The following is a 23230-nucleotide window of genomic DNA, read 5'->3' on the forward strand; positions in this document are numbered from 1 at the left end:
CGGGATGGTGGAGCGCGGGCACGGCAGCGTCGTGGCGGTCTCGTCGGCTGCGGGGCTGATCGGAATATTCGGTTACAGCGCCTACGGACCGGCCAAGTTCGCCGTACGCGGGCTGCTGGAGTCGGTACGGGCTGAGCTGACACCCCACGGGGTGCACGTCGGGGTGGTCTTCCCGCCGGACGTGGACACCCCGCAGCTCGCCGAGGAGGACCAGTGGAAGCCGGCCGAGACCCGCGCGGTCGGTGGGACGATCAAGCCGCTGGCGGCGGAGAGGGTCGCGTCGGCCATCGTGGACGGCATCGAGCGCAGGCGCTTCGTGATCTGCCCGGACGCGGGCACTCGCGCCCTGGCACGGTTCGGAAGCGTCCTCCTGCCCTTCCTCAACCGGGAGTTCGACCGGAGGGCCAGAGCGGCCCGCAGACCGTGATCCGCCCCACGGCGTGAGCCGGGCCCCGAACGGTCGCGGGACGCGGAGCAGACGGGACGACGCCGCGGGACTCGGCCGGCGTTGATCACGACGCACTTCACCCGGGTCCGGTCCTCCAGACAGTCAGGGCCCATCGAGAGGCCGAAGCCGCTGTGCCGATCGCCCCGCCGGGACCGCCGTCCCCCAGGGTGTTGACGGACACCTGGCCTGCCCGGACATGGCGGGCCGGCCGCACCGCCCGTCCGAGGGCGCGTCCACGCCGTCCCGGTCAGCCCGTAGCGGGCGCCGTTGGCGAGTTCGACGGCCTCCTTCTCGTCCTCGTGGGTGAGGACCGACAGCACTGGGACCGAGGATTTTCTCGGCCATGCCGGACAGCCCTGACCGAACGCGCCGGCCGGCGAGGAGCTCCGGCGCGGACGCGGGACGACGATCCGCACCGACAGAGTCCGGATCGCCCTCGACCTGCCGGCCCTGGATGACCGCCTCGCGAGCGCCCGAGTGCCCGATTCCCCCTTTTTCGGACTCCGGCGGCGTGGTGGTGGGCCCGCACGCTCGTGGAGTCGACCGACACCAGCCGGACGAACTCCCACTCCGCATCGGACAGTTCGTGGCGACGTATCACCCGACCGTGATCCACCACCGGAGATCATGTGGCGACAGGCCCGGGGCGTCGTCGTACGCGGCTGCCGACAATCCCTGGGGACCTCGGGTCTGGTTTGATCAGTCGTTCTCGAAGTCGAATGGGCCACGGCTTGTGGCGCCCTAAGCTCTTTTGTAACGCCGCATCCCCGTGACGAATGGCTGGAGCCGCCCATGAGCGGACGGAATTGTCAGGTCTGCGCCGCCCCGCTGCCGGATCGCGGCCGTGGCCGGACTTCCGTCTACTGCTCGGCGGCCTGTCGTCAGCGCGCCTACCGACACCGACGCACCGCAATCGACCCGCCGGCGGCCGAGGTCCTCGCGGACATAGAGCGGCGGGTGAAGACCCTGGCCCTGCAGCCTCCCGATGCTTTCCGCTCGGACGCCGAGGCCCTGGCCGCGGCGGTACGCAAGCTGCGGCGGCTGGCCCATAACGTCACGCCAGGCGCCGTGACGAAAACTGCGGAACGGCCGCCGGACTCCGACGACGAGGTCGACTTCGCCGCACTCGTCGAACCCCACCGCAAATGGCTGCACCTGCACTGCTACCGCATGGTCGGCTCCTACGACGACGCCGAGGACCTGGTGCAGGAGACCCTGCTCAAAGCCTGGCGCGACCGATCCGGTTTCGAGGGCCGAGCGGCGCCCCGGACCTGGTTGTACCGGATCGCCACCAACGCCTGCATCGACCACCTGCGCCGCACCGGCCGCCGTCCCCGGCGGTACGAGCCGGTCCCCGGCATCGAGTCCGGCAGCAGCGAGCCACCGGACCGCCTGCCCTGGTTGCAGCCCTATCCGGACCGACTGCTCGACGAGCTGTCGGCCGACGACGAGCAGCCGGAGACCGCCGCTGAGTCGCGGGAGACCATGGAACTGGTCTTCCTCGCCGCGCTCCAGCACCTCCCGCCCCGGCAGCGCGCGGTGTTGATCTTCCGTGACGTGCTGGGCCGCCCGGTGGAGGAGGCGGCGACGCTGATGGACATGAGCGTCGCAGCGTCCAACAGCGCCTTGCAGCGGGCCCGGCAGACGCTGCGCGAGCGGCTGCCTCAACGGCGGATGGACTGGGCGGTCGGGGAACACAGTCAGCAGGAGCACGACATCGTGCGCCGCTACATGGTCGCGGCCGAACGTGCGGACGTGTCGATGATGGCCGACCTGCTCGGCGCCGACGTGGTGGTGACCATGCCGCCCAATCCGATGTGGTTCGCCGGCCGGGACGCGCTGCTCCAACAGCTCGGACGGGTATTCGACCCGGCCTCGCCGGGGTACTTCGGTCGCTGGCGGCACCTGCCGGTCCGGGCGAACCGGCAGCCGGCCGTCGCCGGGTACGTGCAACGGCCGGGGACCTCGGTGTACCGGGCGCAGATGGTCGACGTGCTGCGCATCGAGGCCGGACGCATCGTGGAGATCACCACGTTCGAGGCCCACCTGGTCGCCGCGTTCGGTCTGCCGCTCAGGCTGCCGGTCGAACACGCCGCCGATGGGCACCGATGACAGATCGCCCCGGCCGACGTCCAACTCTTCGAAGACGTCACCGATTCGGGAAACCAGGAGAGATCATGGCCACGCAGAAGATCCAGGTCGAGCGTAACTACACCGCCGCACCGGAGAAGATCTGGGAGCTGTGGACCACCGCGGCCGGCATCGAGGCCTGGTGGGCGCCGGAGGGGTTCACTGTGCACGTCGACGCCCTGGACCTGCGCGTCGGCGGCACCTTGACCTACACGATGACCGCGACCGGCCCCGAGCAGATCGCGTTCATGGAGAACGTGAGCCTGCCGCTGAGCTCGACCTCGCACAAGACCTTCACCGAGATCGAGCCCACCCGGCGTCTGGCCTACACCACACTCGCCGACTTCATCCCCGGCGTCGGGCCGTACGAGTTCCTCACCGAAGTCGAGCTGCGTCCGGCCGCCGACGGTGGAACGCACGTGACCATGACGGCCGACACCATGCACGACGAGGAATGGACCGGGCGGCTGGCCGCCGGGCGGGCGAACGAGATGGACAATCTCGCCAAGGTGGTCGGGGCTTGACTGATCGTTTCCGAATGCCGTGCGGACTCGTCGGGAGCGAGGGTGCAACCGGCGAGTTCGAGCAAGCGACCTGTGCCCGGAGAGTGCCGCTGAGTTCGGCCAGGTCCTGCGGGAATGTCCTGCCGCGTGTCGCGAGGAACCGGGTTGTCCCTCCCGACAGAGTCGGCCGCCCGCTCGCCTTCACAGGCACGGGCGGCAACACCAACGACTGCACCCGGTTCACCGCCGTGACGGAAGCGATACGGGTACCCCGCACCGTGTCGACGCGGCAGCCGAGGTGGGCGCCCGCCGGCCTTCGGCAAGCAGCTCTGCAGGCGTCGCAACGTGGCGGAACGCTGCTTCACCCGCCAATTTGACGACGACTCCTAGTACACCGCTTCGAGGATCCCGAGGATCTGCTCCTCGGTGGGCTGCCGGGGCGCGTTGCGGGTGACCGCGTCCGCGAGGGCAGCCGCGGCGACGGGGCGCAGCAGGTCCGGGCGGGCGCCCAGGTCACGCAGGCGCTGCTTGATGCCGAGCGCGCCGGAGATCTCGCGGACGGCGTCGATCGCGGCGCGGGCCCAGTCGCCGTCGGCGGGCGGGGCGAGGCGGAGCGCGCGGGCGGCCTGCTCGTACGCCTCCTGGGCGGCCGGCGCACTGAACTCCAGGACCTCCTCCAGGACGGCGGCGAGCGCGACCCCGTGCGGGGTGCCCGTGTGGGCGGTCAGGGCGTGCCCGATGCCGTGGACGAGACCGAGCCCGGAGATGGTCAGGGCCTGGCCCGCCAGGTGGGCGCCGAGCATCAGCCCCGCCCGGGCCTCCAGGTCCGAGCCGTCGGCGTGGGCGACGGGCAGCCAGCGGCCGACCATCGCCACCGCCTGCGTCGCGTACGCAACCGAGACCGGGTTCGCGCCCTGCGAGGCCAGCGACTCGATGCCGTGCACGAGGGCGTCGATGCCGGTGGCCGCCGTGATCCGGGCGGGCAGGCCGAGCGTCAGCTCCGGGTCGAGCAGCGCGATCCGCGGCTTCACCGAGGGGTGGCCGAGGTACACCTTGCGGCGGGCGGCGGTGTCCTCGACGACGCCGAAGCCGTTGGTCTCCGCGCCCGTGCCCGAGGTGGTCGGGATCGCGATCAGCGGCAGCCCGTCCAGCGCCTCCCACAGTGCGTCCGCGTCGGCCGCCGCCGCGTCCGCGTTGCCGACCAGGAGCGAGATGCCCTTGGCCGCATCGAGGACCGAGCCCCCGCCGAGGGCGACGACCACCGCAGCGCCGAACTCCCGCGCCCGGGCAGCGCCTTCGTCGACGTTGCCGGTGGAGGGGTTGGCGCCGACCCCGTCGTACACCCCGTACTCGACGCCCGCCGCGTCCAGCACCTTGAGTACCTGGTCGGCGATCCCGGCGGCCCGCAGACCGCGGTCGGTGACCACGAACGCGCGGCTCATGCCGAGGGAGGAGACCAGGTCCGGGAGGTGCGCGAGGCGGCCGGGGCCGAACTCGATACGGCAGGTGGGGTCGACGGTCAGCTGGCTGGTGAGGGACTCGCCCATGGCGTACGGCTCCTGAAGACGCGAGGGGAAAGGGGGACGCGGATCGGCTCAGGCGGGACTCATCAGGGCCTCCTCCGGGTGCGGCAGCCGGAACTCCCGGCCGGCCAGGGCCTCGTAGAGCCGAACCGGGCTCATCTCCCCGGCCAGGTCGCCGTGTTGTGCCTTGGAGCGGCGGTAGATCTGCTCCACCAGCGCGGACAGCTCCGTGGCGACGCCCAGGTCGCGGCCGAGGTCCACGGCGAGGCCCAGGTCCTTGCAGGCGAGGACCATGGCGAACGAGTCGTCGTAGTCGCCGTCGACCAGCACGGACAGCAGGTCCTCCGCCAGGAAGTGCGAGGCCGCCGGGCTGGCCAGCAGCGAACTGCGCAGCACGCCCAGGTCGACGCCCGCCTTCGTGCCCATGGCCAGCACCTCGGAGGTGGCGACGAGGTGGGTGAACCACAGCAGGTTGATCATCAGCTTGACCGTGTAGCCGGCCCCCAGGGGGCCCACGTGCAGCACCTTGTCGGGGTCGCCCATGGCCTCGAGGACCGGCAGGCACCTGGTGAAGTCGTCCGCCTCCCCGCCCACGAATATCTGCAGCCGCCCCGACTCGGCGCCGCGCGCCATCCCGCTGACGGGGGCGTCCAGACGGCGTACCCCGCGCCGGTCCAGGACGTCGGCGGCGATCCGGTCCGCGACGGCCGGGGTGGAGGTCGACATGTCGATCCACAGGGCGCCCTCGGACAGCGCCTCGGCGGCCCCGCCGCGCAGCAGCACCTCCTCCACGACACGCGGGTTGGGCAGCATGGTGATCAGCAGTTCGGCGCCGGCCACGCACTGGGCCGGGGTGTCGGCCCAGCGGGCGCCGAGCGCCAGATGGCCGGCAGCGGCCTCGGGCCGGGTGTCGTGCACGGTGACCAGGTGTCCCGCCTGGATCAGGTGACGGGCCATGTGACGTCCCATGTTGCCCAGGCCGATGAAACCGATCCTCATCGTTGTCCTCGCTAGGTGATGGTGAAGTACGGGGATGGGCCGTTCAGGCCAGGTTGATCCAGGTGGTCTTGAGGGCCGTGTACGCGTCCAGCGCGTGCAGGGACTTGTCGCGTCCCGCGCCGGTGGCCTTGAAGCCGCCGAACGGGGTGATGACGTCACTGGCGTCGAAGGTGTTGATCCAGACCGTGCCGGCCCGCAGCCGCTTCGCGGTGCGGTGGGCGACCGTCACGTCCCGGGTCCAGACGGCGGCGACCAGCCCGAAGTCGCTCTCGTTCGCGAGCCGTACGCCCTCGTCGACATCACCGTCGTACGACACGACGGCGAGCACCGGGCCGAAGATCTCCTCCTGGCCGACGGCGGAGGTGTTCGCCACGCCGTCGAGCACGGTCGGCTCGACGAAGCAGCCGCCGGTGCCGGTGCGGGTGCGTCCGCCGCCCAGCAGCACCCGCGCACCGTCCGCCCTGCCGAGCTCGATGTAGCCCAGGATCCTGGCGAGTTGGGCCTCGTCCACGACGGGTCCCATGACGGTGGCCGGGTCCAGCGGGTCGCCGATGCGGAAGGTCTCGGCGGTGATCCGCCTTACGGCGTCCAGGAGTCGGTCCTTGACCGAGGCGTGCACGACGACCCGGGAACCGGCGTTGCAGGTCTGCCCCGCGTTGTAGAAGATCCCCCACGCCACGGCGGACGCGGCGGCCTCGATGTCGGCGTCGGCCAGGACGAGCTGGGGCGACTTGCCGCCCGCCTCCACGGCGATCTGCTTGCCGTTGGACTCGCCCGCGTACACCTGGAAGAGGCGGGCGACCTCGGCCGAGCCGGTGAAGGCGATCTTGTCGACGTCCGGGTGGCGGCCGAGGGCCTGACCGGCGACCTCGCCGCGACCGGGGATCACGTTGAGCACGCCGTCGGGCAGCCCCGCCTCGGTGGCCAGCGCCGCCAGCCGGAGCGCGGCGAGCGAGGTCTGCTCGGCGGGCTTGAGGACCACGCTGTTGCCGGTGGCGAGCGCCGGGGCCAGCTTCCAACTGGCGATCAGCAGCGCGTAGTTCCACGGCACGACCGCGCCGATGACACCGAGGGGTTCGCGGGTGATCAGCGCCAGCGCGTCGCCCGGGGTCGGGGCCACCTCGTCGTACGTCTTGTCGATCGTCTCGGCGTACCAGGCGATGGTCTCCGCGGCCTTGGCGACGTCGATGCGCACCGACTCGGTGATGGGCTTGCCCATCTCCAGGGTGTCGAGCAGGGCCAGTTCCCCGGCGTTGGCGAGGATCAGCCCGGCCCAGCGCAGCAGGATCCGCTTGCGCTCCTTCGGCGCGAGGTCACGCCAGCGGCCGTCCTCGAAGGCGGCCCGGGCGGCCCGTACCGCCCGGTCGACGTCCTCGGCCCCGGCCGCCTGCACCTGAGCCAGCACCGCGCCGTCGCGCGGCGAGACGCTGGTGAAGGAGTCGCCGGAGGTGGCGTCGGTGCAGGCGCCGTCGATGAACAAGCGTGTCTCGAAGACGAGTTTGTCCGCCGCGGTCAGCCATTCGTCGTACGAGCGGGCCAGCAACTCGTCGATGGTGTAGGTCACTTGATCCTCCAGCGGTCGATCGCGTCCTCGTCCAGCTCGACGCCGAGACCGGGCAGGTCCGGGACCTCCAGATCGCCGTCGGCGTTCACCCGAACCGGCTCGGCGAGCATGAAGTCGCGGCGCTCGGGGGTCCAGCCGGGCGGGTCGTACGGGAACTCGAAGAACGGGCCGCCGCCGACGCCCGCCGCCACCTGGAGGTTGGCGAGCACGCCGATGCCGTTGGTCCAGCTGTGCGGGGTGAACTGACGGTGCTTCAGCTGGGCCAGTTCGGCCAGGGTGCGGGCGCGGTGCATGCCGATCGCCAGCACCACGTCCATCTGGTAGATGTCGAGGGCGTCCGCTTCGAGGTAGCGCAGCAGCTCGGTGGGGGAGTGGTGCATCTCGCCGGCGGCGATCCGCACCCCCGGGTTCTCGGCGCGCAGCTGCCTGAAGCCGTTCAGGTCCGCGTACGGCAGCGGCTCCTCCACCCAGAACACGTCGAGTTCGGCGAGCCGGGCGACGGTCTTGCGGGTCGTGGCGAGGTCGGAGGCGTTCGCGGTGTCGCCGGCCATCCGCCAGGACTGGTTGAGGTCGACCATGATCTCGAAGCCGGGGCCGAGTTCCTCGCGGACCGCACGGACCGCCGCGATGCCCTCGTCGATGCGGTCGCGGTCGATGCGGATCTTCATGGCGCGGAAACCGGCCTCGCGCACCTTCAGGGCGGTCTCGACGCGCTCCTCGGGGGATTTCAGCTCGCCGGAGGAGGCGTATGCGGGCAGCTTCTTCGCCGCGTTGCCGAAGAGCTCCGACACCGGGCGGCCGTGCACCTTGCCGATGACGTCCCACAGCGCGGCCTCCAGCGGCCAGTAGTGGGCGCCGTGGAAGTTGGCGGTCTCGATCGCCCGGACATGCCGGGTGATGTCGAGCGGGTCCTCGCCGACGAACAGGTGCTTGTACGTCTCGAAGCCGTCCATGAGATCGCCGGAACCGATGCCGGTGATCCCCTCGTCGGTGTGGACGCGCACGATCGTCGCGTCGAAGGCGAGGCGCGGCTCCGGGTCCCAGGCGGCGCGGAACGGCGGGTCCAGCTCCAGCCGCAGCCGGTCCAGGACGATGTCGGTGATCTTCATCGGGCGAGCACCTCGGTGGTCGGCGTGTAGAACGGGTTGGCCGGGCCCTCCTTGGCGGCCGCCAGCACGTCGGACACGGTCGGCGTACCGGTCACGGCGGCACGGACCGCGCCGTGCGCGGCGGCGCGCTGGTTGCGGAAGGAGGTGTCCAGGTCGTCGACCGCCGGGTTGACCCACACCGCGGCGATGATCAGCAGGTCGTCCGCCTCCGCCGCCGGGATCAGCCCCTCCTCGACCGCGTCCGCGACCCCCTGCGCCAGGCCGGCCTGGGCGGAACCCCAGGTCGCCCGCTCGTGCAGCTCGCCCGCGGCGGCGGCCTTGGTCACGAACAGGGTCAGCGGTTTCACCGGCACCGACGGCCGGACGACGGTGAGGAACGGGACGTGCCCGGCGCTCGGGGTGGCCAGCGCAGTGGCCCACGCCGTCTCGACGGGACCGCCCTTGCGTCCGATCACGATGTTCGTGTGCGCGGCGCCGACGCCGTCGCCGACGAACGACTCGCCGATCAGCGCGGTCGCCGCGAAGCCGGGCGGGCGGGTGGGGGAAACCGGCGTGGGCATCGGATCTCCTGGGCCTGGGAAACATGATTCACCGGGCACAGAAGGACGAACCTCGTATTCGGCGCAGTTCATTCGGCCCGATGCGGCGAATCTAGGTCGGCGGCCACCCCCTCGCAAGGCGCCGACGGGAATCGAAATGGCGGTTGCTCTGCTGACAACTTCATCTCTGACCTGGGGTTCCGCTGTCGGTATCCGTGCCTACGATGACTCCGTGACCGACTCCTCCGCGGCTTCCCGCGGCCACGGCCTCCGCCGGGACATCGACCTCCTCGAAGCGCTCGCCTCCGACGAGGCCCAGAGCGCCGGCGGCCTCGGCGTCGTACGCCTCGCCCAGCTGGTGGGCCGGGAGAAGACCCAGATCTCCCGGGCCCTGAAGGCGCTGGCCGCCGAGGGCATCGTCGATCGCGACCCCGACACCCTGGAGTACCGCATCGGCTGGCGGCTCTTCTCCCTGGTCGCCCGCACCTCCGAGAGCCGGCTGGTACGGGTGGCCGAGCCGGTCATGCACGCCCTGTCGGCCGACCTGGAGGAGACCAGCCACCTGTGCGTCCTCAGCGACCGTGACGTCCTCACCCTGCTGTCCGTCTCGGGGCACTCCTTCCGCGTGCACGGCTGGGAAGGGCGCGGGGTGCCCGCCTGGCGGCTGTCGGCGGGGCGCGTGCTGCTCGCCGACGCGACCCCGGACGAGCTGTACGTCCGCTTCGGCACCAGCGGCGAGATGCCGGTACAGGACCTGTGGGCGCTCATCCAGGACGCCCGGCGACAGGGCTACGCGCGGGTCAGCGAGGAGTTCGAGGAGGGGCTGGTCGGGGTGTCGGCGCCCATCCGGGACTTCCGGGGCCGGGTCGTCGCCGCCATCAACATCTCCGCCCCGAAGTCCCGGTTCGGCGACCGGCTCGACGAGGCGGGGCGTACCACGGCACGGGCCGCGACCCGGGTGTCCGCACTGCTGGGCTGGGAGCCCCGGCGCGCCGCGCCGGCGCGGACCCGGCTCACCTGACAGAGGTGCTCAAGCGACCTCCCCGCGTGATCGGCGAGTTGCCCTCACAGCAACCCCCGTTGCGATCCGCCGAGGTTGCCTTGTCGGCCCCATGACGCGCTCGTAAATTCACCGCGCATCGGACGAGTCCCGTCCGGAACGGAGAAAAGAGCAGCTCATGAACCTCGCCGGCATCGACCTCCTGGCCAAGGCGCCGTACGCGGAGGGCGATGTGTTCCTCGGCGGCCGCTGGATCGAGGCCGCCGACGGACGCACCTACCCCGTGTACGACCCGGCCACCGGCGACCTGATCCGCCAGGTCTCCGCGGCAGGCGAGGAGGACGCCCGCGCGGCGATCGGGGCCGCGGAGTCGGCCGCGGCCGGCTGGCGTGCGACACCGCCCCGGCGCCGTTCGGAGATCCTGCACGACACGTTCGAGCTGATGCGCGAGCACACCGACACCCTCGCCCGGCTCATCGTGCTGGAGAACGGCAAGGCCTACCGGGACGCGGCGGCCGAGGTCGGGTACGCCGCCGAGTTCTTCCGCTGGTTCGCCGAGGAGGCGGTCCGGATCGACTCCTCCTTCGGCGACGCCCCGGCCGGCGGCTACCGGCACGTCGTGCGCAGACACCCCGTCGGCGTCACCGCGTTCGTGACCCCCTGGAACTTCCCGGCCGCCATGGCCACCCGCAAGATCGCCCCGGCGCTCGCGGCCGGCTGCCCGGTACTGCTCAAGCCCGCCCCGGAGACCCCGCTCACCGCCCTCGCGGTGGCCGCACTGCTCACCGAAGCGGGCCTGCCCGAAGGCCTGTTGAACGTCCTGCCCACCGACCGCGCCGCCGAGGTCGGCGCCGCCTGGCTCGCCGACGAACGGGTCCGCAAGTTCTCCTTCACCGGCTCCACCGCCACTGGCAGACTCCTCCTGGAGCAGGCCGCCGCCAACGTCGTCAACGTGACCATGGAACTGGGCGGCAACGCCCCCTTCGTGGTCTGCGCCGACGCCGACGTCGACGCCGCCGTACGGGGCGCGATGGACGCCAAGATGCGTGGCGGCGGCGAGGTCTGCATCGCCGCCAACCGGTTCTACGTCCACGCCGACGTCGCAGCGGAGTTCACCGAGAAGTTCGGTGCCGCCATGGTCGCCGTCCGCGCCGGATCCGGCCTGGCGGAGGGCGTCACCCTCGGCCCGATGATCAACCAGCCGGCCGTGGACAAGATCCGCGACCTGGTCGCCGACGCCCTGGCGCGCGGCGCGCGCATCGCCGCACAGGGCGAAGTGCCCGAAGGACCCGGCCACTTCCACCCCGCGACCGTCCTCGTCGACGTCCCCGACGACGCCCGCATCCTGCACGAGGAGGTCTTCGGCCCCGTCGCACCGCTCACCACCTTCACCGACGAGGACGAGATGCTGGCCCGCGCCAACGCCTCGGTCCACGGCCTGGCGTCGTACGTCTACTCCCGTGACGTCGGCCGCGCCCTGCGCCTCGCCGAACGCCTGGAGGCCGGCATGGTCGGCGTCAACCGCGGTCTGCTCTCCGACCCCGCCGCGCCCTTCGGCGGCGTCAAGCAGTCCGGCCTCGGCCGGGAGGGCGGCCGCGAGGGCATCGAGGCCTTCCTGGAGACGCAGTACATCGCCCTCGACTGGCCCCTCTGAACCTCTGAACCTCCGCCCGTCCCCGTCCCCGTCCCCACCCGCGCACCCGCTCACCCCAAGGACCGCTCATGGCAATGACGCCTGCGACCCAGCAACCGCCCGGCACCCCGGAAGTGCCCGCCGACCGCGACCGCGAACGCCGCCGCCTGCACACGAAGCTGAAGCTCGCCACCCAGATAGGCGAGGGCATCGACGGCTACATCATCGGCGGCATCGGCATGGCGATGACCGCCCTCACCGCCGATCTGCACCTCTCCACCCTCATGGAAGGCCTGGTCGGGGCCTCCCCGCTGATCGGCATCTTCGTCGGCGGCCCGCTCTTCGGCCGCCTCGCCGACCGCTTCGGCCGCCGCCCGGTGTTCCTCGCCGACATGCTGATCTTCCTGGTCGGCTCGGCGCTCCAGTTCTTCGTCACCGACGGGCTGCAACTCTTCCTCATCCGGCTGCTGATGGGCGTGGCGATCGGCGGCGAGTACGCCATCGGCGCCCCGCTGCTCTCCGAGTACGCCCCCAGAAAGGGGCGTGGCCGGCTGCTGGCCAGCCTGGAGATCAGCTGGTACGTCGGCTACGCGCTCGCCACGGTCGTCGGCGCCCTGTTCGCGGACGTCGACGGCGGCTGGCGCTGGTCCCTGGCCAGCAGCGCGGTCATCGCCGTCGTGTGCGTGTCGTTGCGCGGCGGCATCCCGGAGTCGGCCCGCTGGCTGCTCAGCAAGGGTCGCCGGGAGGAGGCCGAGGCGCTGATCGAGAGGTACGGCATCGAGATCGACGTCGACGCGGAACTCGACGAGCGGAGCGCGACCGGACAGGCCGGATTCCGGTCGCTGTTCAGCAAGGACCACCTGCGCAGCACGGTGTTCGCGAGCGTCTTCTGGGCGGCCCTGGTGCTGCCGTACTTCGCCATCGGCACGTTCTGGACGCAGGTCTTCGACGCCCTCCACATGGGCGACAACGCGGTCGCGGCGCTGCTCGTCTACTCGTTCACCGCGGTCGCCGGTGTCACGGCCGGCTGCCTGGTCGTGGACCGCATCGGCCGCCGCAGGCTGCTGATCCCGCCGTTCTGGATCACCGCGGCCTGTCTGGCCCTGGTCGCGGTGTGGCCGCACTCGACGCCCGTCATCGTGGGCGGCTTCGTCTTCTTCATCTTCCTCAACGCGGCCTCCAGCGCGCTCACCGCGGTCTACCCGTTGGAGGTGTTCCCCACCTCGCTGCGCGCCACCGGCGTCGGCTTCGCCACCGCGATGAGCAGGGTCGGCGCGGCCGTCGGCACCTTCCTGCTGCCGATGGGCCTCGACCGGTTCGGGGTGGAGTTCGTCCTGCTCGTCGGCGCCGGGGTGCTCGCGCTCGGCGGCCTGGTCTCCCAGTTCCTGGCCCCGGAGACCACGGACCTGGACCTCGCGAAGGCGGCGCGGACGGCCCGTGGACCGGTGAGCGGCTGACGTCTCCCGACGTGACGCGGCTACGGCCTCTGCGTGAGTGCGGTGACGCCGAGGCCGTCGGCCGACTCGATCTGCGGGAGCGTGTGGAAGTACATCACCGCGTCCTTGTGCCGGGGCTGTTCCTCGTTGGGACCTCCGCCGACGAGCATGCCCAGAAGGACGGCGTTGCCCTTGCCGTCGAGCCGGTACACCGGTGAGCCGGAGTCACCCTCCAGGGGGCCGGACGAGACCGGCTTGGTGGCGGCGGCGAGGCCGGTCGTGCAGTCGTCGGTGTGCCCCGGTTCCGTGCTGCACAACGTGCCGTGATCCGGGGTCCGGACCTCGAATCCGCAGTTCACCTTGGTCACCATCCCGCTGTAGCAGACCATGTCGCCCTGCGCGACGGAGCCCTTGCCGACCACCCTGACCGCACTCGGGACCTGGGGATCGACCCAGATCGTGGCCGCGTACGTCTGCGGTCCGGACTGCCCGCGCACACCGGTGATCAGCTCCATGTCGTGGTGTCCGTCGGGAACACCCGCCTCGAATCTCACGACCGTGACCGTGCCGAAGTCGATGGCGCCGCCGGACCGGTCGTGGCCCGAACCGAGATCGGTGTCCTTCTTGAAGCAGTGCCCGGCGGTCACCATGCCCTTCTTCCTGGGGTCGGCGTTGAACCGCACGGCGAATCCGGAGGTGCAGTGGTAGTCGCTCTCCTGCACGGTCGGGAAGACGGAGAGGGCGGCGCCGCCGAAGTGCGGTTGTACGTCGTTGGCCCGGCCGTACGGCCCCGGTTCGGCCAGCGGGTGTGGGGTGTGGAGCGCCGAAGGCACCAGGCTGAGACAGCCCACGGCGGCAAGGGCGACGGCGTAACCGGTGGGTGTCCTCGTGCGCATGGGCTGCCTCACAGCTCGATGTCGATGACGATGCCGCCGAGCAGTCCGCGCCTGGCGGGCACATAGTCGGCATGCACCAGCCGACGGGCAACCGGGACGGGCGTGCCGCCCACGGTCACGGTCTCGATGGCGGTGTCCGGGTCGCTCTGGTGGAGCTCGTGTTCCTCGACCAGGAACCGGTAGCGGACAAGGAGTTCGGTGGGCCGGTCGGGGAAGTCGACCGTCCAGGCGAAGCCGGCGCCGTCGGGCCGGCAGGTGAGGTCGACCGGGTCGCCGACCGGCGCCCAGTCGAGTTCGTCGCCGGCGGCCAGCTTCTGCAGGGTGGCCCGGACCCGCCGGCTCCCGGCCACCGCGGCCGGCCCCGTGCCGATCCGCCGGCCGAGGTCGTTCCAGGTGGCCGGGCCGGACAGGCGCAGCCGCACACGGTTGTCGACCGTGGTGGCGGTGACGGTCCGGGGCGGCGGCAGCTGGCCGAACTCGGCGACCACCGCCTTCGACAGTTCGAGACCCGGCAGGGCGAAGGGCTGGTAGCGGGCGACGACCGGGCGCAGGAACGGGAAGTAGGCGGTGGCCGCGGCCGCGGCCAGGTCCACGTCGATGTCGACGTACCAGAGGCGGCGGTCGGTGTCGTACACCGGCGTGTACGCGGCGACGGAGACGGTCGGCGGGGTGGTGGCGCCGGCGGACTCGGCGAGCGGCAGGCCGGTGGCCGTGACGGTGGGGCTCGGGAAGGCGGCGGCCGAGGGCGGAGGCAGGGGCGTGGTGTCCGCCCACACCGGGTCGATGCCCCAGCGGGTGGCGTACTCGTCGGGCAGCACGCCGGCCGGATCCAGGAGTACGGCGAGGAGTTCGTCGTCGCCGGAGGAGTACCACGGGCGGTTCAGGTAGAGCCGCAGGCCCGCGAGGTGCCGGGTCCTGGTCACCGTACGGGTGTCCCGGTCGACCGCGGTGGACCAGCGGAACGTGGGCACCAGGTGGCTGACGTCGGGCGGCTCCGGGCGCCGTGAACTGGGCACGGGCACCGCGATGCCCGGGCCGGTCCGGGTGACGAGTTTCGGGTCGTCGGTGATGGTCGGGTGGAAGTACTCGCGGAACCGGGTCATCGCGGTCGGCGTGTAGGTGAGGTTCCGGTGCCGAGTGTCGCCGAACTCATGGGAGACGGAGGCGAATCCGAAGTCGGCGTCCGCCGGGATCGTGGTGTCCTCCAGATGGGAGAGGTGGGTGAAGCGCTGCGGGCCCGCCTGCGTGACGTCGTCGACCCACTCGCTCCAGGTGCCCTCCACGGCCACGGTGGCGGTGCTCTCCACGTGCACCAGCAGGGTGCTCTCCAGCAGCGCGGACGTCTGTTCCGGCCCCCGGTCCACGCGCGGCCGGTCCAGCTCCGGCGGCCGCAGCGGCTTCTCCACCGCATGCACCAGGTCCAGCCGCACCCACGGGGTGAGCAGCCAGTTCTCGCCCGCCGCGCTGAGCCGCGCGACCAGGTCCCGGTCCCGCTGCGGGAGCGACGCCCAGTAGTCGGAACGGGTCAGCAGGGCCCACTGGTTGAGCAGCGGCAGGTCGGCGGGGTCGAGGTAGCAGCTGAGGTAGACACGGGCGGTCTCGCCCTTCGTGAGGTACACGGTCAGCCGGCGCCACAGCGGGTTGTCCTCGGGCCGCGGCTCGTCGTCGCCCTCCTCGATGCGCAGCACGAACGGCCTGGCCCGCGGCCAGGGGCCGGTGAAGGGGAAGAAGTAGTCACCGGTGGTGCCCGGCAGACCGCGCAGGCAGACACCGCGGGCGAGCGGGTCCGGCAGATAGGGCAGCAGCAGCTGATCGCGGTCGTGGATCACGAACTCGCCGGTCTTCAGGCCCGCGCCCCGGTGGGCCAGTGGCAGCCGGGTGAGCGGCTCGGTGTCCCGGACGCTGTGCTTGGCCACCCGGATCTCGCGGAACCGCAGCAGGTCGGTGCTGGACTCCGGGTCCTCGGGGTCGCTGACCACGGTGTCCAGGAAGGACCCGGACTCCCGGGCGGCGGAGGCGAAGTAGCGTCGGCGTACCTCCTCGGTGACGTCCGGGCCGAACGCCGGGTCGTAGCAGCCGTGCTCCTCGGCCATGCGCAGCGCGCACTTGGGCGGGGCGATGTGCCGCTCGTCGCGGTAGCCGTAACTGCGGTCCAGATGGTCGACGCCGGTGTCGGTGCCGTGGTCCGGGACGTCCGAGCGCCGCACGCTGTACGCGAGCGCGGAGATCTCCGTGCCGTCGTCCTCGACGGTGCTCCTGATGACGAGCCGCTCCGCCGACTCACCTTCGTTGAAGGGTTTCGACGGTACGACCACCGGCTGCGGCACCGGCTCCCAGCGCCGGTAGGTGACCGCCGGGGTGGCCGTCTCCCCGGGGATCTCGGCGGTGGGGTCGAGGCTGTTGCCGGCCAGGTCGACGGCGCGCGCCCGCAGCCGGTAGGCCCGGCCGTAGCGCAGGGCGGGCAGGCTGCCGGGCTGGGCGGTGAACCGGGTCTCCAGCGGTACGTCAGGGGAGACCTCGGGGGCCACTGCCTCCGGCTGGCCGTTCAGGCCGATCGTCCGGCCCGGGCGTGCGGCGACCAGGCTCCAGCCCTCCCAGCCGAACAGCGCCTGGTGGCCGTAGAGTTCGTCGGCCCCGGGCGACTGCCTGGTCACCGCGCTGGTCTTCACGTGGCCCTCGTCGGGCCGGACGGTGAGCGGCACGGGTGCCTCACCGGGGCGGCGGACGGTGTAGGTGCCCTGGCGCCGGCACAGGGAGTGCCAGCTGTGCACCTCTCCGGTCGCCTCGGCGACACCGACGTCCACCCGGTAGCCGCGCACCAGGTCCTCGGCGTGCAGGACGGGGTCGGCGGTACCCGCGGTGCGCTCGCCGTCGGCGCCGATCCGGCCCGCCAGCCGGTGGTCGGCGTCGGCGCACAGGACGGTGAGCCCGCTGCCGCGGGCCGCCGGGGTGCCGGTGCCCAGCTGTTTGCGGGCCGGGACCGTGTCGTCGAGCAGGCCCTGGTCCAGGGCGTCGACCACACGGGCGTAGTCGACGTACTTCAGTGCCGCGCCGTCCACGTCGAGGTCGGTGACCCGGAACGCGTCGGAGCCGAGGTCGAGCATCCGGCCGCGCAGCACGCCCTCGTCGGCGGGCAGGGGCTCGAACCGGCTCCCCGCCCGGTAGCGCACCCTGGTCGCCGGGCGCAGTCCGGGGGCGTGCAGCCGGTCCCGGTCGGGGTGCCCGGCGAAGGAGACCTGGACCGCCCCCTCGTCGGCCAGTCCGGGCGGTGCGGTGAAGACCAGGTCGACGACCAGTCCGAACCTGCGCTGCAGCTCGGGGTAGTCGGCGAGCAGGGTGCACGCCTCGTGGAAGTCGACGCGGTGCGGCTCCGGTTCGGGCTGCGGAGCGGCCGTCCGCGCCGCCGAGGACTGCGTGCGGTCGAAGAAGCGGTGCGCCTCGGCGAAGGCGAAGGCCCTGGCCCGCGCCTCGTAGTCCGGGTTGCCGGTGCGCCGCATGACGCGCGGGGTGTACGGCGACGGGCCGGCGGCCGCCTCGGCGGTCCCGGCGCCGAGCAGGGTGTCGAGGGTGCGGTAGGCCTCGCCCGGGTCGAGCGCGAAGTCCTTCACCCCTGGTGCGATCAGGTCCAGGACCGCGCCGGGTGCCGGGAACTTCCAGCCCTGGTCGAGGTCCGGGTCCGGCGGGCCGCACTCGCTCAGCTCCTGGGCGGCGGCCTCCAGACGCAGGCGCTGGGCGGTGGTGGCGACCGCGACCTCCCGGTACAGGCCGGTGACCTCGGTGTGCACCGCGGCCGCCGGATAGGAGCGGAGGGTCTGCTGAACCGGACCGGCGGCCGTGGCGTTCTTCTTGCCCGGCGGCCTTACCGGGGTGCTGTCGCGGAACAGCGCGGTCCAGGCCCTGCTGTCCGCGGGCGGGAACCGGTCGGCTAGGGCGACGGAGCCGGCCGTGGCGGTCACCGGGCCGCTCGGAGTGCCGTAGAAGTCGAGGGACAGGTGGTCGACGAGGCTGTCTAGTGCCGTCGGCCAGTCGCGCATCCCGTCGTAGTCACCGAGCCGGGTGGATCCGGTGAGCAGCGGGGTGACCAGGACGGAGACCCGCAGGACGTCGTGTCCGGCCGGGTCCTGGCCGGCGATGCCGTCGGGGAGCACGGTCCAGCGCAGGGTGCGTTCTGCGGTCACGGGGTCACCTTCGCGAAGGCGGTGCAGTACTCGGACACGGGGTCCCGTTCTGCTCCGGTCACCGGGTCGGGGTAGACGGACATCAGGTCGGCGAACGAGGGCGGGACGACCGGCGGGGGATCAGTGGCCGGGACGAACCCCTCGGCCAGGGGCGCGGGAGCCGTGCCCGAGCCGGCGAACCGCTTCTCGCAGGTGATCTCCACCGACTCGGAGAAGAACCCGATCTCGATGCTGATCGACAGGGTGGCCCGGCCGACCGCGTAGCCGTCGGTGTAGCCGAGCTCCAGATACAGCTCGATCGAGGCGGAGACCAGGCCGAGCACGTCGACCTCGCCGCGGGCGCGCAGATAGCCGACCAGTTTCACGCCCTTCGCGGTGTCCAGCCGGAAGTACACCCCGGCCATCACCGAGAGACTTCCGCTGGCCACCCCGAAGTTCATGGACACCGCGGCGCCGAACTCCAGGGCCGCCTCCAGCACCGTGATCTCCTGGGCGGAGAGCACGATGCCGAAGTACCCGCCGCCGCCCAGCATGGACACGGTCAGCCGGAACGGCGCCTCCCGGCGGCAGAACGCGAAGCCGACCTCCAGGGCGCTGCCGAGGAACGGCACTTGGAGGGAGGCGCTGAGCGCGATGTTCTCCAGGCTGAACACGCCGACGGCCAGGTTCGGCAGCGGCATCGAGTAGTTCGCCGTGATGCCGGAGGAGGTCACTTCGACGGCCGGCGGATCGCTGAAGCCGTCCAGCGGGATCAGCCGCCGCAGGGTCTCCACGAACGACAGCTCGTTGACGAACCGGACGTGCCCGAACTTCACCTCGATGTCCGGCTTCTTGCCGATCCGCATGGTGAAACGGATCAGCTCGAAGTGGAGTTCCAGGCCCTGGAGCACGCCGGGCACCAGGAGCAGATCGAAGTCGGACAGCGTGCAGGTCACGTCGGCGCCCTGCGGGACGCCCTCGCTCAGCGCGCCGCGGCGGTCCACCACGAGGGTGAGGTGTCCTGCGGCCCGCCCGTCGGACAGCCGGAACAGGGTGTTCGGGGCGTCCGGCCAGTCCCTGAGGTCGGGCGCCCATTCCATCCTGGCGTTCACCACCTCGGCCAGCTTGGCGCCCCTGGCGGCGAGTTGGACCGCGTCCTTGAGGGCCAGGGCGCCGCTCACCGTGCCGTCCCAGGTCGCCACCTGCTGCTGGACCCGTTCCAGGACGGCGCGGACGCCCGGATCCGTGGCGGCGGGCAGGACGGCCCGGAGGTCGGTCAGCGCCGACGAGAAGACGTGGAACGCGTTCTCCACGTCCTCCAGCCCCGGCGCCTGGTCGTCGCCCTTGAGCGCGCCGACGACGAACTCCACCAGGGTGTCGGCGAAGACCGCCGCCGCGTCGGTCGCCCTGATCACCCGATCGGCAATCTCCGGGAACTGCCGCTCCAGCGCGGAGGTGAGCCCGCGCACCCGGCGCAGGTCTCCCAGGAACCCGGTGACGGCGTCGACCGTCTCGGAGAAGAAGTTGGGCGCCTGGAGATTGTCCAGGCCGGTCGCCTCCAGCAGCTTCACCAGCGGGATGACTCCGAACAACCTGGCGTTGGCGCCGAGCAGTTGGCCGAAGAACGCCGTCGGGTCGAAGCGGCCCTCCGCGATCGCGGACCAGTCGTGCTCCAGGACGTCCGACGCGTCGGCGCCCGCCGCGCGGGGCAGTTGCGGCGCGGCGACCGGTCCGGTCAGCCGGGAGACACCGGCCACGTCGAAACTCGGGGTCACCAGGGCCCCGGACTGGTCGGCGGAGCGGTGGAAGGACATGGGTGCGGTGTAGAGGACGAGTTCCGCGAACAGCTCGCCGCGGTTGCCGTCCTCGAACGCGTGCTTCGCGTAGGGGGCCGGGTAGCGCAGTGGCAGCGCGGACCGGAACCCGCTCAGGGACCTCACCTGCGGCAGCACCGCGCGCGCCCAGCGCAGCCGGGGGACGAAACGGGGGGCCGCCTCGCTGTCCCCGGCCAGCAGTTCGTCGGTGGTCTCCATGCCCCAGACGGCCTCGGCGAGTTCGAGCGCGGTGTCGCCCGGGGTGGTGCTCGGTGCCATCGCCACCGACTGGCCGCGCAGGGCCGCGGATACGCGTCCGACGGTCGTGGTCCCGTCCGGTGGGCCCGAGGTGGGGCCGGTGTCCTGCCGGTTGTAGTGGTCGGCGACGGCGGTGACGGCGTCGGAGGACTCGTGTGCCGTCTTTCCCAGGAACAGCAGGGGGACCTGGAACTCGACCAGCCTGCCGTCCCGGTCCACGGCGCTGACGGCGAACCGGAAGGCGTCCTCGGGCCGGGCCGGGTCGTTGCCGCTCGCGACCGGGAAGAAGGCGTGCTCGCCCGGCAGGATGCCGTCGAGGTTGACGGGCTCGGCGAGATCCGGGGTCACCTGGGTGAGCAACTGCACGCTGGTGAAGGGGAACAGCAGATGCAGCCGGTCCCGGGGCGGGGCGCCGGGGCCGAGCACCTCCCGGTCGTAGCCGATGACCGGCTCTCGTACGACGACGAACATCCGCTGGCAGAGATAGGCGCCGTGGTCCGGACGGCCGGGATCGAACTTGCGCTCGGTGACCTTGACCAGCTCGGCCCGGTGCCCGAAGGGGCACAGCCGTCCGGCGTACATGACCCGCACGTAGTGGTCCCGGCCGAGCGCCGCGCGGTGCCGCCACTGGGTGACGTCCAGGCCGGTGGGCGGTTTCGGCCAGCGGCCGAGCGAGTCCAGGCCGCCGCCGAGGCTGGACAGGGTCAGGCTCCGCACGTCCACCGGCTCGGGCGGGCGGTCGCCGGTGAGCGCGAAGTCCGAGGTGAGGTGGACCAGTTGATGGCGGTCGCGGGAGTCCAGCGCCATGCGGAACTCGTACTGGCCCGCCGGGGGCAGGATGATCCGGCCCGGTACGAAGTCGGGGTCCCGGGTCCATACGGCCCTCGCGGTCTCCTGCCGCAGCCTGGTGTGCCAGAGGGCGATGCGCTCCTGCGGCTGAGCCGGGCCGAGCGCGGTGGTGTGCGTCCAGCGCGCGTCCTGGGTCGGCGACAGCAGCAGCCGGTACGGCAGTTCGATGCCGGTGCGCGGGTCGGCGGGGTCGGCGAAGGGGTTCTGCGGGCCCGGCGGTGGCTGGGGCGGGCCGGCCTGCGGAGGCTGTCGTGGGCCGGCCCGCGGTGGCTGTGGCCGGCCGGAGTGCGCCGGCGGCAGTGGGGCGGGGTGTGGCGCGCCGACGGGACCGGCCACCGCGGCCAGCGCGGTCTCCGCGCCGTACCGCGCGGTGAGTTCGGCCAGTGCGCGGACCGCCCGCAGGACGTGCTCGGCGCTCCGGCCCGCGAGTGCCTCGGCGAGCCGGGCGGTGGCGGCGGGCGCGGCCGGTGCCACCGCGGCGTCGACCACGCGCAACGGCAGGGTACGCATCGCGGTCAGCAGGCCGGTGACGGAGTAGTCGATCCGGTCCTGTGCACCGACGACGAAGACCAGGGCGCTGCGCCCGGCGATCCGCGCGAGCACGGGCGGGGCGGGGTGGGGTTCACCCGCTCCCGGTTCGCCCTCGGCCGGCAGCCCGGGGGCGGCCTCGAAGAACGCCTGCTCGGTGAGGTGCTGCGGGCCGAAGTCGACCACCAGCAGGCCCTCGACCGCCGGATCGGCTCGCTGGAGTGTTCGCCTGCCGAACGGGGAGGCGTCCAGGCGCAACCCCGGGAAGCTGAATCTCAGATCCAGCAGATCGTCCGTACGTAACAGCCTGATGGGTGCTGGAGTGGGATTCGTTGAGGTCACCAGCCGCTCCTGCCCAGGTGAAGAGAGCCCGCCCCGGGCGATGACCGTAGCCTCGGTCCGACATGTAGATCAATGTGCAAATTCACCCGCAAGGGTGATCGTGTGGCGATGTGCACCCGGATGAGTGAATGATGTTCATGGGTCTTGGCATCGCCAGGTGACGCGACCGGAATGCAAAGGTTGCGGTGTCCGGTACAGCCCCGCACCCCCCGCCCGGACGTAGCGTGAGCCCGTCACCGTATGCCCGCCCCGCAGCAGCACCGGGAGTCCCAGATGGCCCGCTCCGAAGCCCGCGTCCCCACCGACCGCCCCGCCCGCTACGCCAAGCAGCTCGCCTCGCATCTCGGCCGCCGCTCGCAGACCAGCTGGGACGAGGAGACCGGCACCGGCGGCATCGTCTTCCAGAACGGCACCGGCACCCTCACCGCGACCGAGGGCGCCCTGCTGCTCACCGTGGAGACGGACCCCGAGAACCTCGAGCTCCTGGAGAGTGTGGTCGGCCGGCACCTGGTCCGCTTCGGCACCCGTGACGAACTCGTCGTCGCATGGCACCGCGACAACGGGGAGCAGGGCACCACCCAGAGCAACCCCGAGGACCCGATGCCCCACTGAGCCCGGCCGGAGACCGGTCTAGTCGAACTGGCTCGGCAGGGGTGCCGGGGTCTTGCCGGACAGCACGTCCTTGAGGCGCTGGGCGCCGTTCTGTACGGCCAGGGCGGTGCTGTCGTGGTCGACGCCGGCCAGGCCGCCGTTGGTGACCGCCGCCCCGGAGGCGCCGACGCGCATCGCCGCGACGTCCAGGGTGGTGGTGGCGGGCTGTCCGTTGGAGGTGCCCTGGACGGTCACCGTGAGCGCCGCCAGTGCGTCGGCCACCTTGGGCGGTTCCTTGTACTCGACGACCTGCACGGTCCGCCGGCTGCCGTCCGAACCGGTGGCCGTGAACTGGTTGCACTTCTCCGGGAGGCTCTTCAGCCAGTCGATGGTGGCGTCCATCTTGGCCTGGCCGTAGTCCCCGACCTGGTACAGCATCCGGGAGTTGTCCGCGGTGAAGCCGCGCAGCCCGGAGGCGCCGGTGGCGCGGCCCAGCAGGGTGTCGGAGTAGAGGCTGTCCAGCAGCCGCTGGCAGTCGGCGGCGTCGGCCTTGCCGCTGAGGAAGTCGGCGACGTCGACCTTGCCGACCAGCATCTGGTTGCGCCAGGTGGCGGCATCACTTGCCAGCTGCCAGTCGTCCTCGATGTCGGCCGGCGTGATCAGCGCGGCCTGTGCTCCGGCGCCGGTGAGGGCGGGGGTGCGCGACGGGTCCGGGGAGCGCTCGGCGGCGGGGGAGACGGCCGCGGCCTCGGGGGAGCCGCTGCCGTCCGAACATGCCGCGGTGGCGAACAGGGTCCCCGCCGTCAGGGCCGTGGCGAGAACACGCGCGGGTCGGGACGGACGGTTCATCGCGACTGCCTCCTCGGGAACGCGGTAGGTCCCTCCACGCCACCACCGCCCGTGAGCGCCGA

General features: G+C 72.1%; 16 protein-coding genes and 2 pseudogenes. 7 read left to right on the top strand and 11 right to left on the bottom strand.

Annotation, left to right across the window (positions count from 1 at the left end; translation table 11 throughout):
- The coding region (locus tag ACFWPS_RS27975; protein ID WP_383709320.1) for an SDR family NAD(P)-dependent oxidoreductase at positions 1 to 427 on the top strand (427 nt) is incomplete at its 5' end.
- Positions 428 to 531: 104 nt separating this feature from the next.
- On the opposite strand, the pseudogene ACFWPS_RS27980 reads toward ACFWPS_RS27975, so the two are convergent.
- Both ACFWPS_RS27980 and ACFWPS_RS27985 read right to left on the bottom strand, forming a co-directional pair.
- Positions 532 to 864, bottom strand: a pseudogene (locus ACFWPS_RS27980) (aldehyde dehydrogenase family protein); the annotation flags it as partial.
- 41 nt (positions 865 to 905) lie between these two features.
- Positions 906 to 1004, bottom strand: a pseudogene (locus tag ACFWPS_RS27985) (IS5/IS1182 family transposase); the annotation flags it as partial.
- 236 nt (positions 1005 to 1240) lie between these two features.
- Between ACFWPS_RS27985 and ACFWPS_RS27990 the strand changes: the two are divergent.
- Positions 1241 to 2560: an RNA polymerase subunit sigma-70 gene (locus ACFWPS_RS27990; protein ID WP_383709323.1), complete on the top strand. Its 1320-nt coding sequence runs from the start codon at positions 1241 to 1243 to the stop codon at positions 2558 to 2560.
- A 65-nt stretch (positions 2561 to 2625) separates the two neighbouring features.
- A complete protein-coding gene (locus ACFWPS_RS27995; protein ID WP_383709326.1) occupies positions 2626 to 3102 on the top strand; it encodes an SRPBCC domain-containing protein in 477 nt (158 codons plus the stop codon).
- Between the two features lie 365 nt (positions 3103 to 3467).
- On the opposite strand, the gene ACFWPS_RS28000 is transcribed toward ACFWPS_RS27995, so the two are convergent.
- From ACFWPS_RS28000 to fae, 5 genes are read right to left on the bottom strand one after another with little or no spacing between them, the layout of a single operon-like run.
- Positions 3468 to 4628, bottom strand: a complete 1161-nt coding sequence (locus tag ACFWPS_RS28000; RefSeq protein WP_383709329.1) for an iron-containing alcohol dehydrogenase family protein — start codon at positions 4626 to 4628, stop codon at positions 3468 to 3470.
- Between the two features lie 48 nt (positions 4629 to 4676).
- Complete coding sequence (locus ACFWPS_RS28005; protein WP_383709332.1) at positions 4677 to 5603, bottom strand: NAD(P)-dependent oxidoreductase; 927 nt, start codon at positions 5601 to 5603, stop codon at positions 4677 to 4679.
- 43 nt (positions 5604 to 5646) lie between these two features.
- Complete coding sequence (locus ACFWPS_RS28010; RefSeq protein WP_383709334.1) at positions 5647 to 7167, bottom strand: aldehyde dehydrogenase family protein; 1521 nt, start codon at positions 7165 to 7167, stop codon at positions 5647 to 5649.
- Positions 7164 to 8276, bottom strand: a complete 1113-nt coding sequence (locus ACFWPS_RS28015; protein WP_383709337.1) for a mandelate racemase/muconate lactonizing enzyme family protein — start codon at positions 8274 to 8276, stop codon at positions 7164 to 7166. Before ACFWPS_RS28015 ends, ACFWPS_RS28010 begins: the two co-directional genes overlap by 4 nt.
- Complete coding sequence (fae, locus tag ACFWPS_RS28020; protein WP_383709340.1) at positions 8273 to 8836, bottom strand: formaldehyde-activating enzyme; 564 nt, start codon at positions 8834 to 8836, stop codon at positions 8273 to 8275. Before fae ends, ACFWPS_RS28015 begins: the two co-directional genes overlap by 4 nt.
- Positions 8837 to 9047: 211 nt before the next feature.
- Here fae and ACFWPS_RS28025 point away from each other — a divergent pair, with 211 nt between their 5' ends.
- The 3 genes from ACFWPS_RS28025 (at position 9048) to ACFWPS_RS28035 (ending at position 12905) form a co-directional block, all read left to right on the top strand.
- Entirely contained in the window at positions 9048 to 9836 is a 789-nt protein-coding gene (locus tag ACFWPS_RS28025; RefSeq protein WP_383709343.1) for an IclR family transcriptional regulator, read from the top strand.
- A gap of 157 nt (positions 9837 to 9993) precedes the next feature.
- Positions 9994 to 11469: an NAD-dependent succinate-semialdehyde dehydrogenase gene (locus ACFWPS_RS28030; RefSeq protein ID WP_383709346.1), complete on the top strand. Its 1476-nt coding sequence runs from the start codon at positions 9994 to 9996 to the stop codon at positions 11467 to 11469.
- A gap of 68 nt (positions 11470 to 11537) precedes the next feature.
- The gene (locus ACFWPS_RS28035; RefSeq protein ID WP_383709348.1) at positions 11538 to 12905 is read left to right on the top strand and encodes an MFS transporter; all 1368 of its coding nucleotides are present in this window, start codon (positions 11538 to 11540) and stop codon (positions 12903 to 12905) included.
- Between the two features lie 20 nt (positions 12906 to 12925).
- Here the strand turns inward: ACFWPS_RS28035 and ACFWPS_RS28040 are convergent, their stop codons facing one another.
- Genes ACFWPS_RS28040 through ACFWPS_RS28050 form a run of 3 tightly spaced genes read right to left on the bottom strand, consistent with a single transcriptional unit; the run spans position 12926 to position 21728 of the window.
- On the bottom strand, positions 12926 to 13780 hold the full coding sequence (locus tag ACFWPS_RS28040; RefSeq protein ID WP_383709350.1) for a trypsin-like serine protease: 855 nt from the start codon (positions 13778 to 13780) through the stop codon (positions 12926 to 12928).
- Between the two features lie 8 nt (positions 13781 to 13788).
- Complete coding sequence (locus ACFWPS_RS28045) at positions 13789 to 17958, bottom strand: hypothetical protein (protein ID WP_383709353.1); 4170 nt, start codon at positions 17956 to 17958, stop codon at positions 13789 to 13791.
- On the bottom strand, positions 17955 to 21728 hold the full coding sequence (locus ACFWPS_RS28050) for a hypothetical protein (RefSeq protein ID WP_383709356.1): 3774 nt from the start codon (positions 21726 to 21728) through the stop codon (positions 17955 to 17957). The genes ACFWPS_RS28045 and ACFWPS_RS28050 overlap by 4 nt, the downstream gene beginning before the upstream one ends.
- 273 nt (positions 21729 to 22001) lie before the next feature.
- Here ACFWPS_RS28050 and ACFWPS_RS28055 point away from each other — a divergent pair, with 273 nt between their 5' ends.
- Entirely contained in the window at positions 22002 to 22340 is a 339-nt protein-coding gene (locus ACFWPS_RS28055) for a DUF2218 domain-containing protein (protein ID WP_383709359.1), read from the top strand.
- Positions 22341 to 22358: 18 nt separating this feature from the next.
- Here ACFWPS_RS28055 and ACFWPS_RS28060 read toward each other — a convergent pair whose 3' ends face one another.
- Positions 22359 to 23168 carry a hypothetical protein gene (locus ACFWPS_RS28060; protein WP_383709362.1) on the bottom strand — a complete coding sequence of 270 codons (810 nt, stop codon included), beginning with the start codon at positions 23166 to 23168 and terminating at the stop codon, positions 22359 to 22361.
- Between the last annotated feature and the right edge of the window lie 62 nt (positions 23169 to 23230).

The organism is Streptomyces sp. NPDC058457, from assembly GCF_042720695.1.
GTDB lineage: Bacteria > Actinomycetota > Actinomycetes > Streptomycetales > Streptomycetaceae > Streptomyces.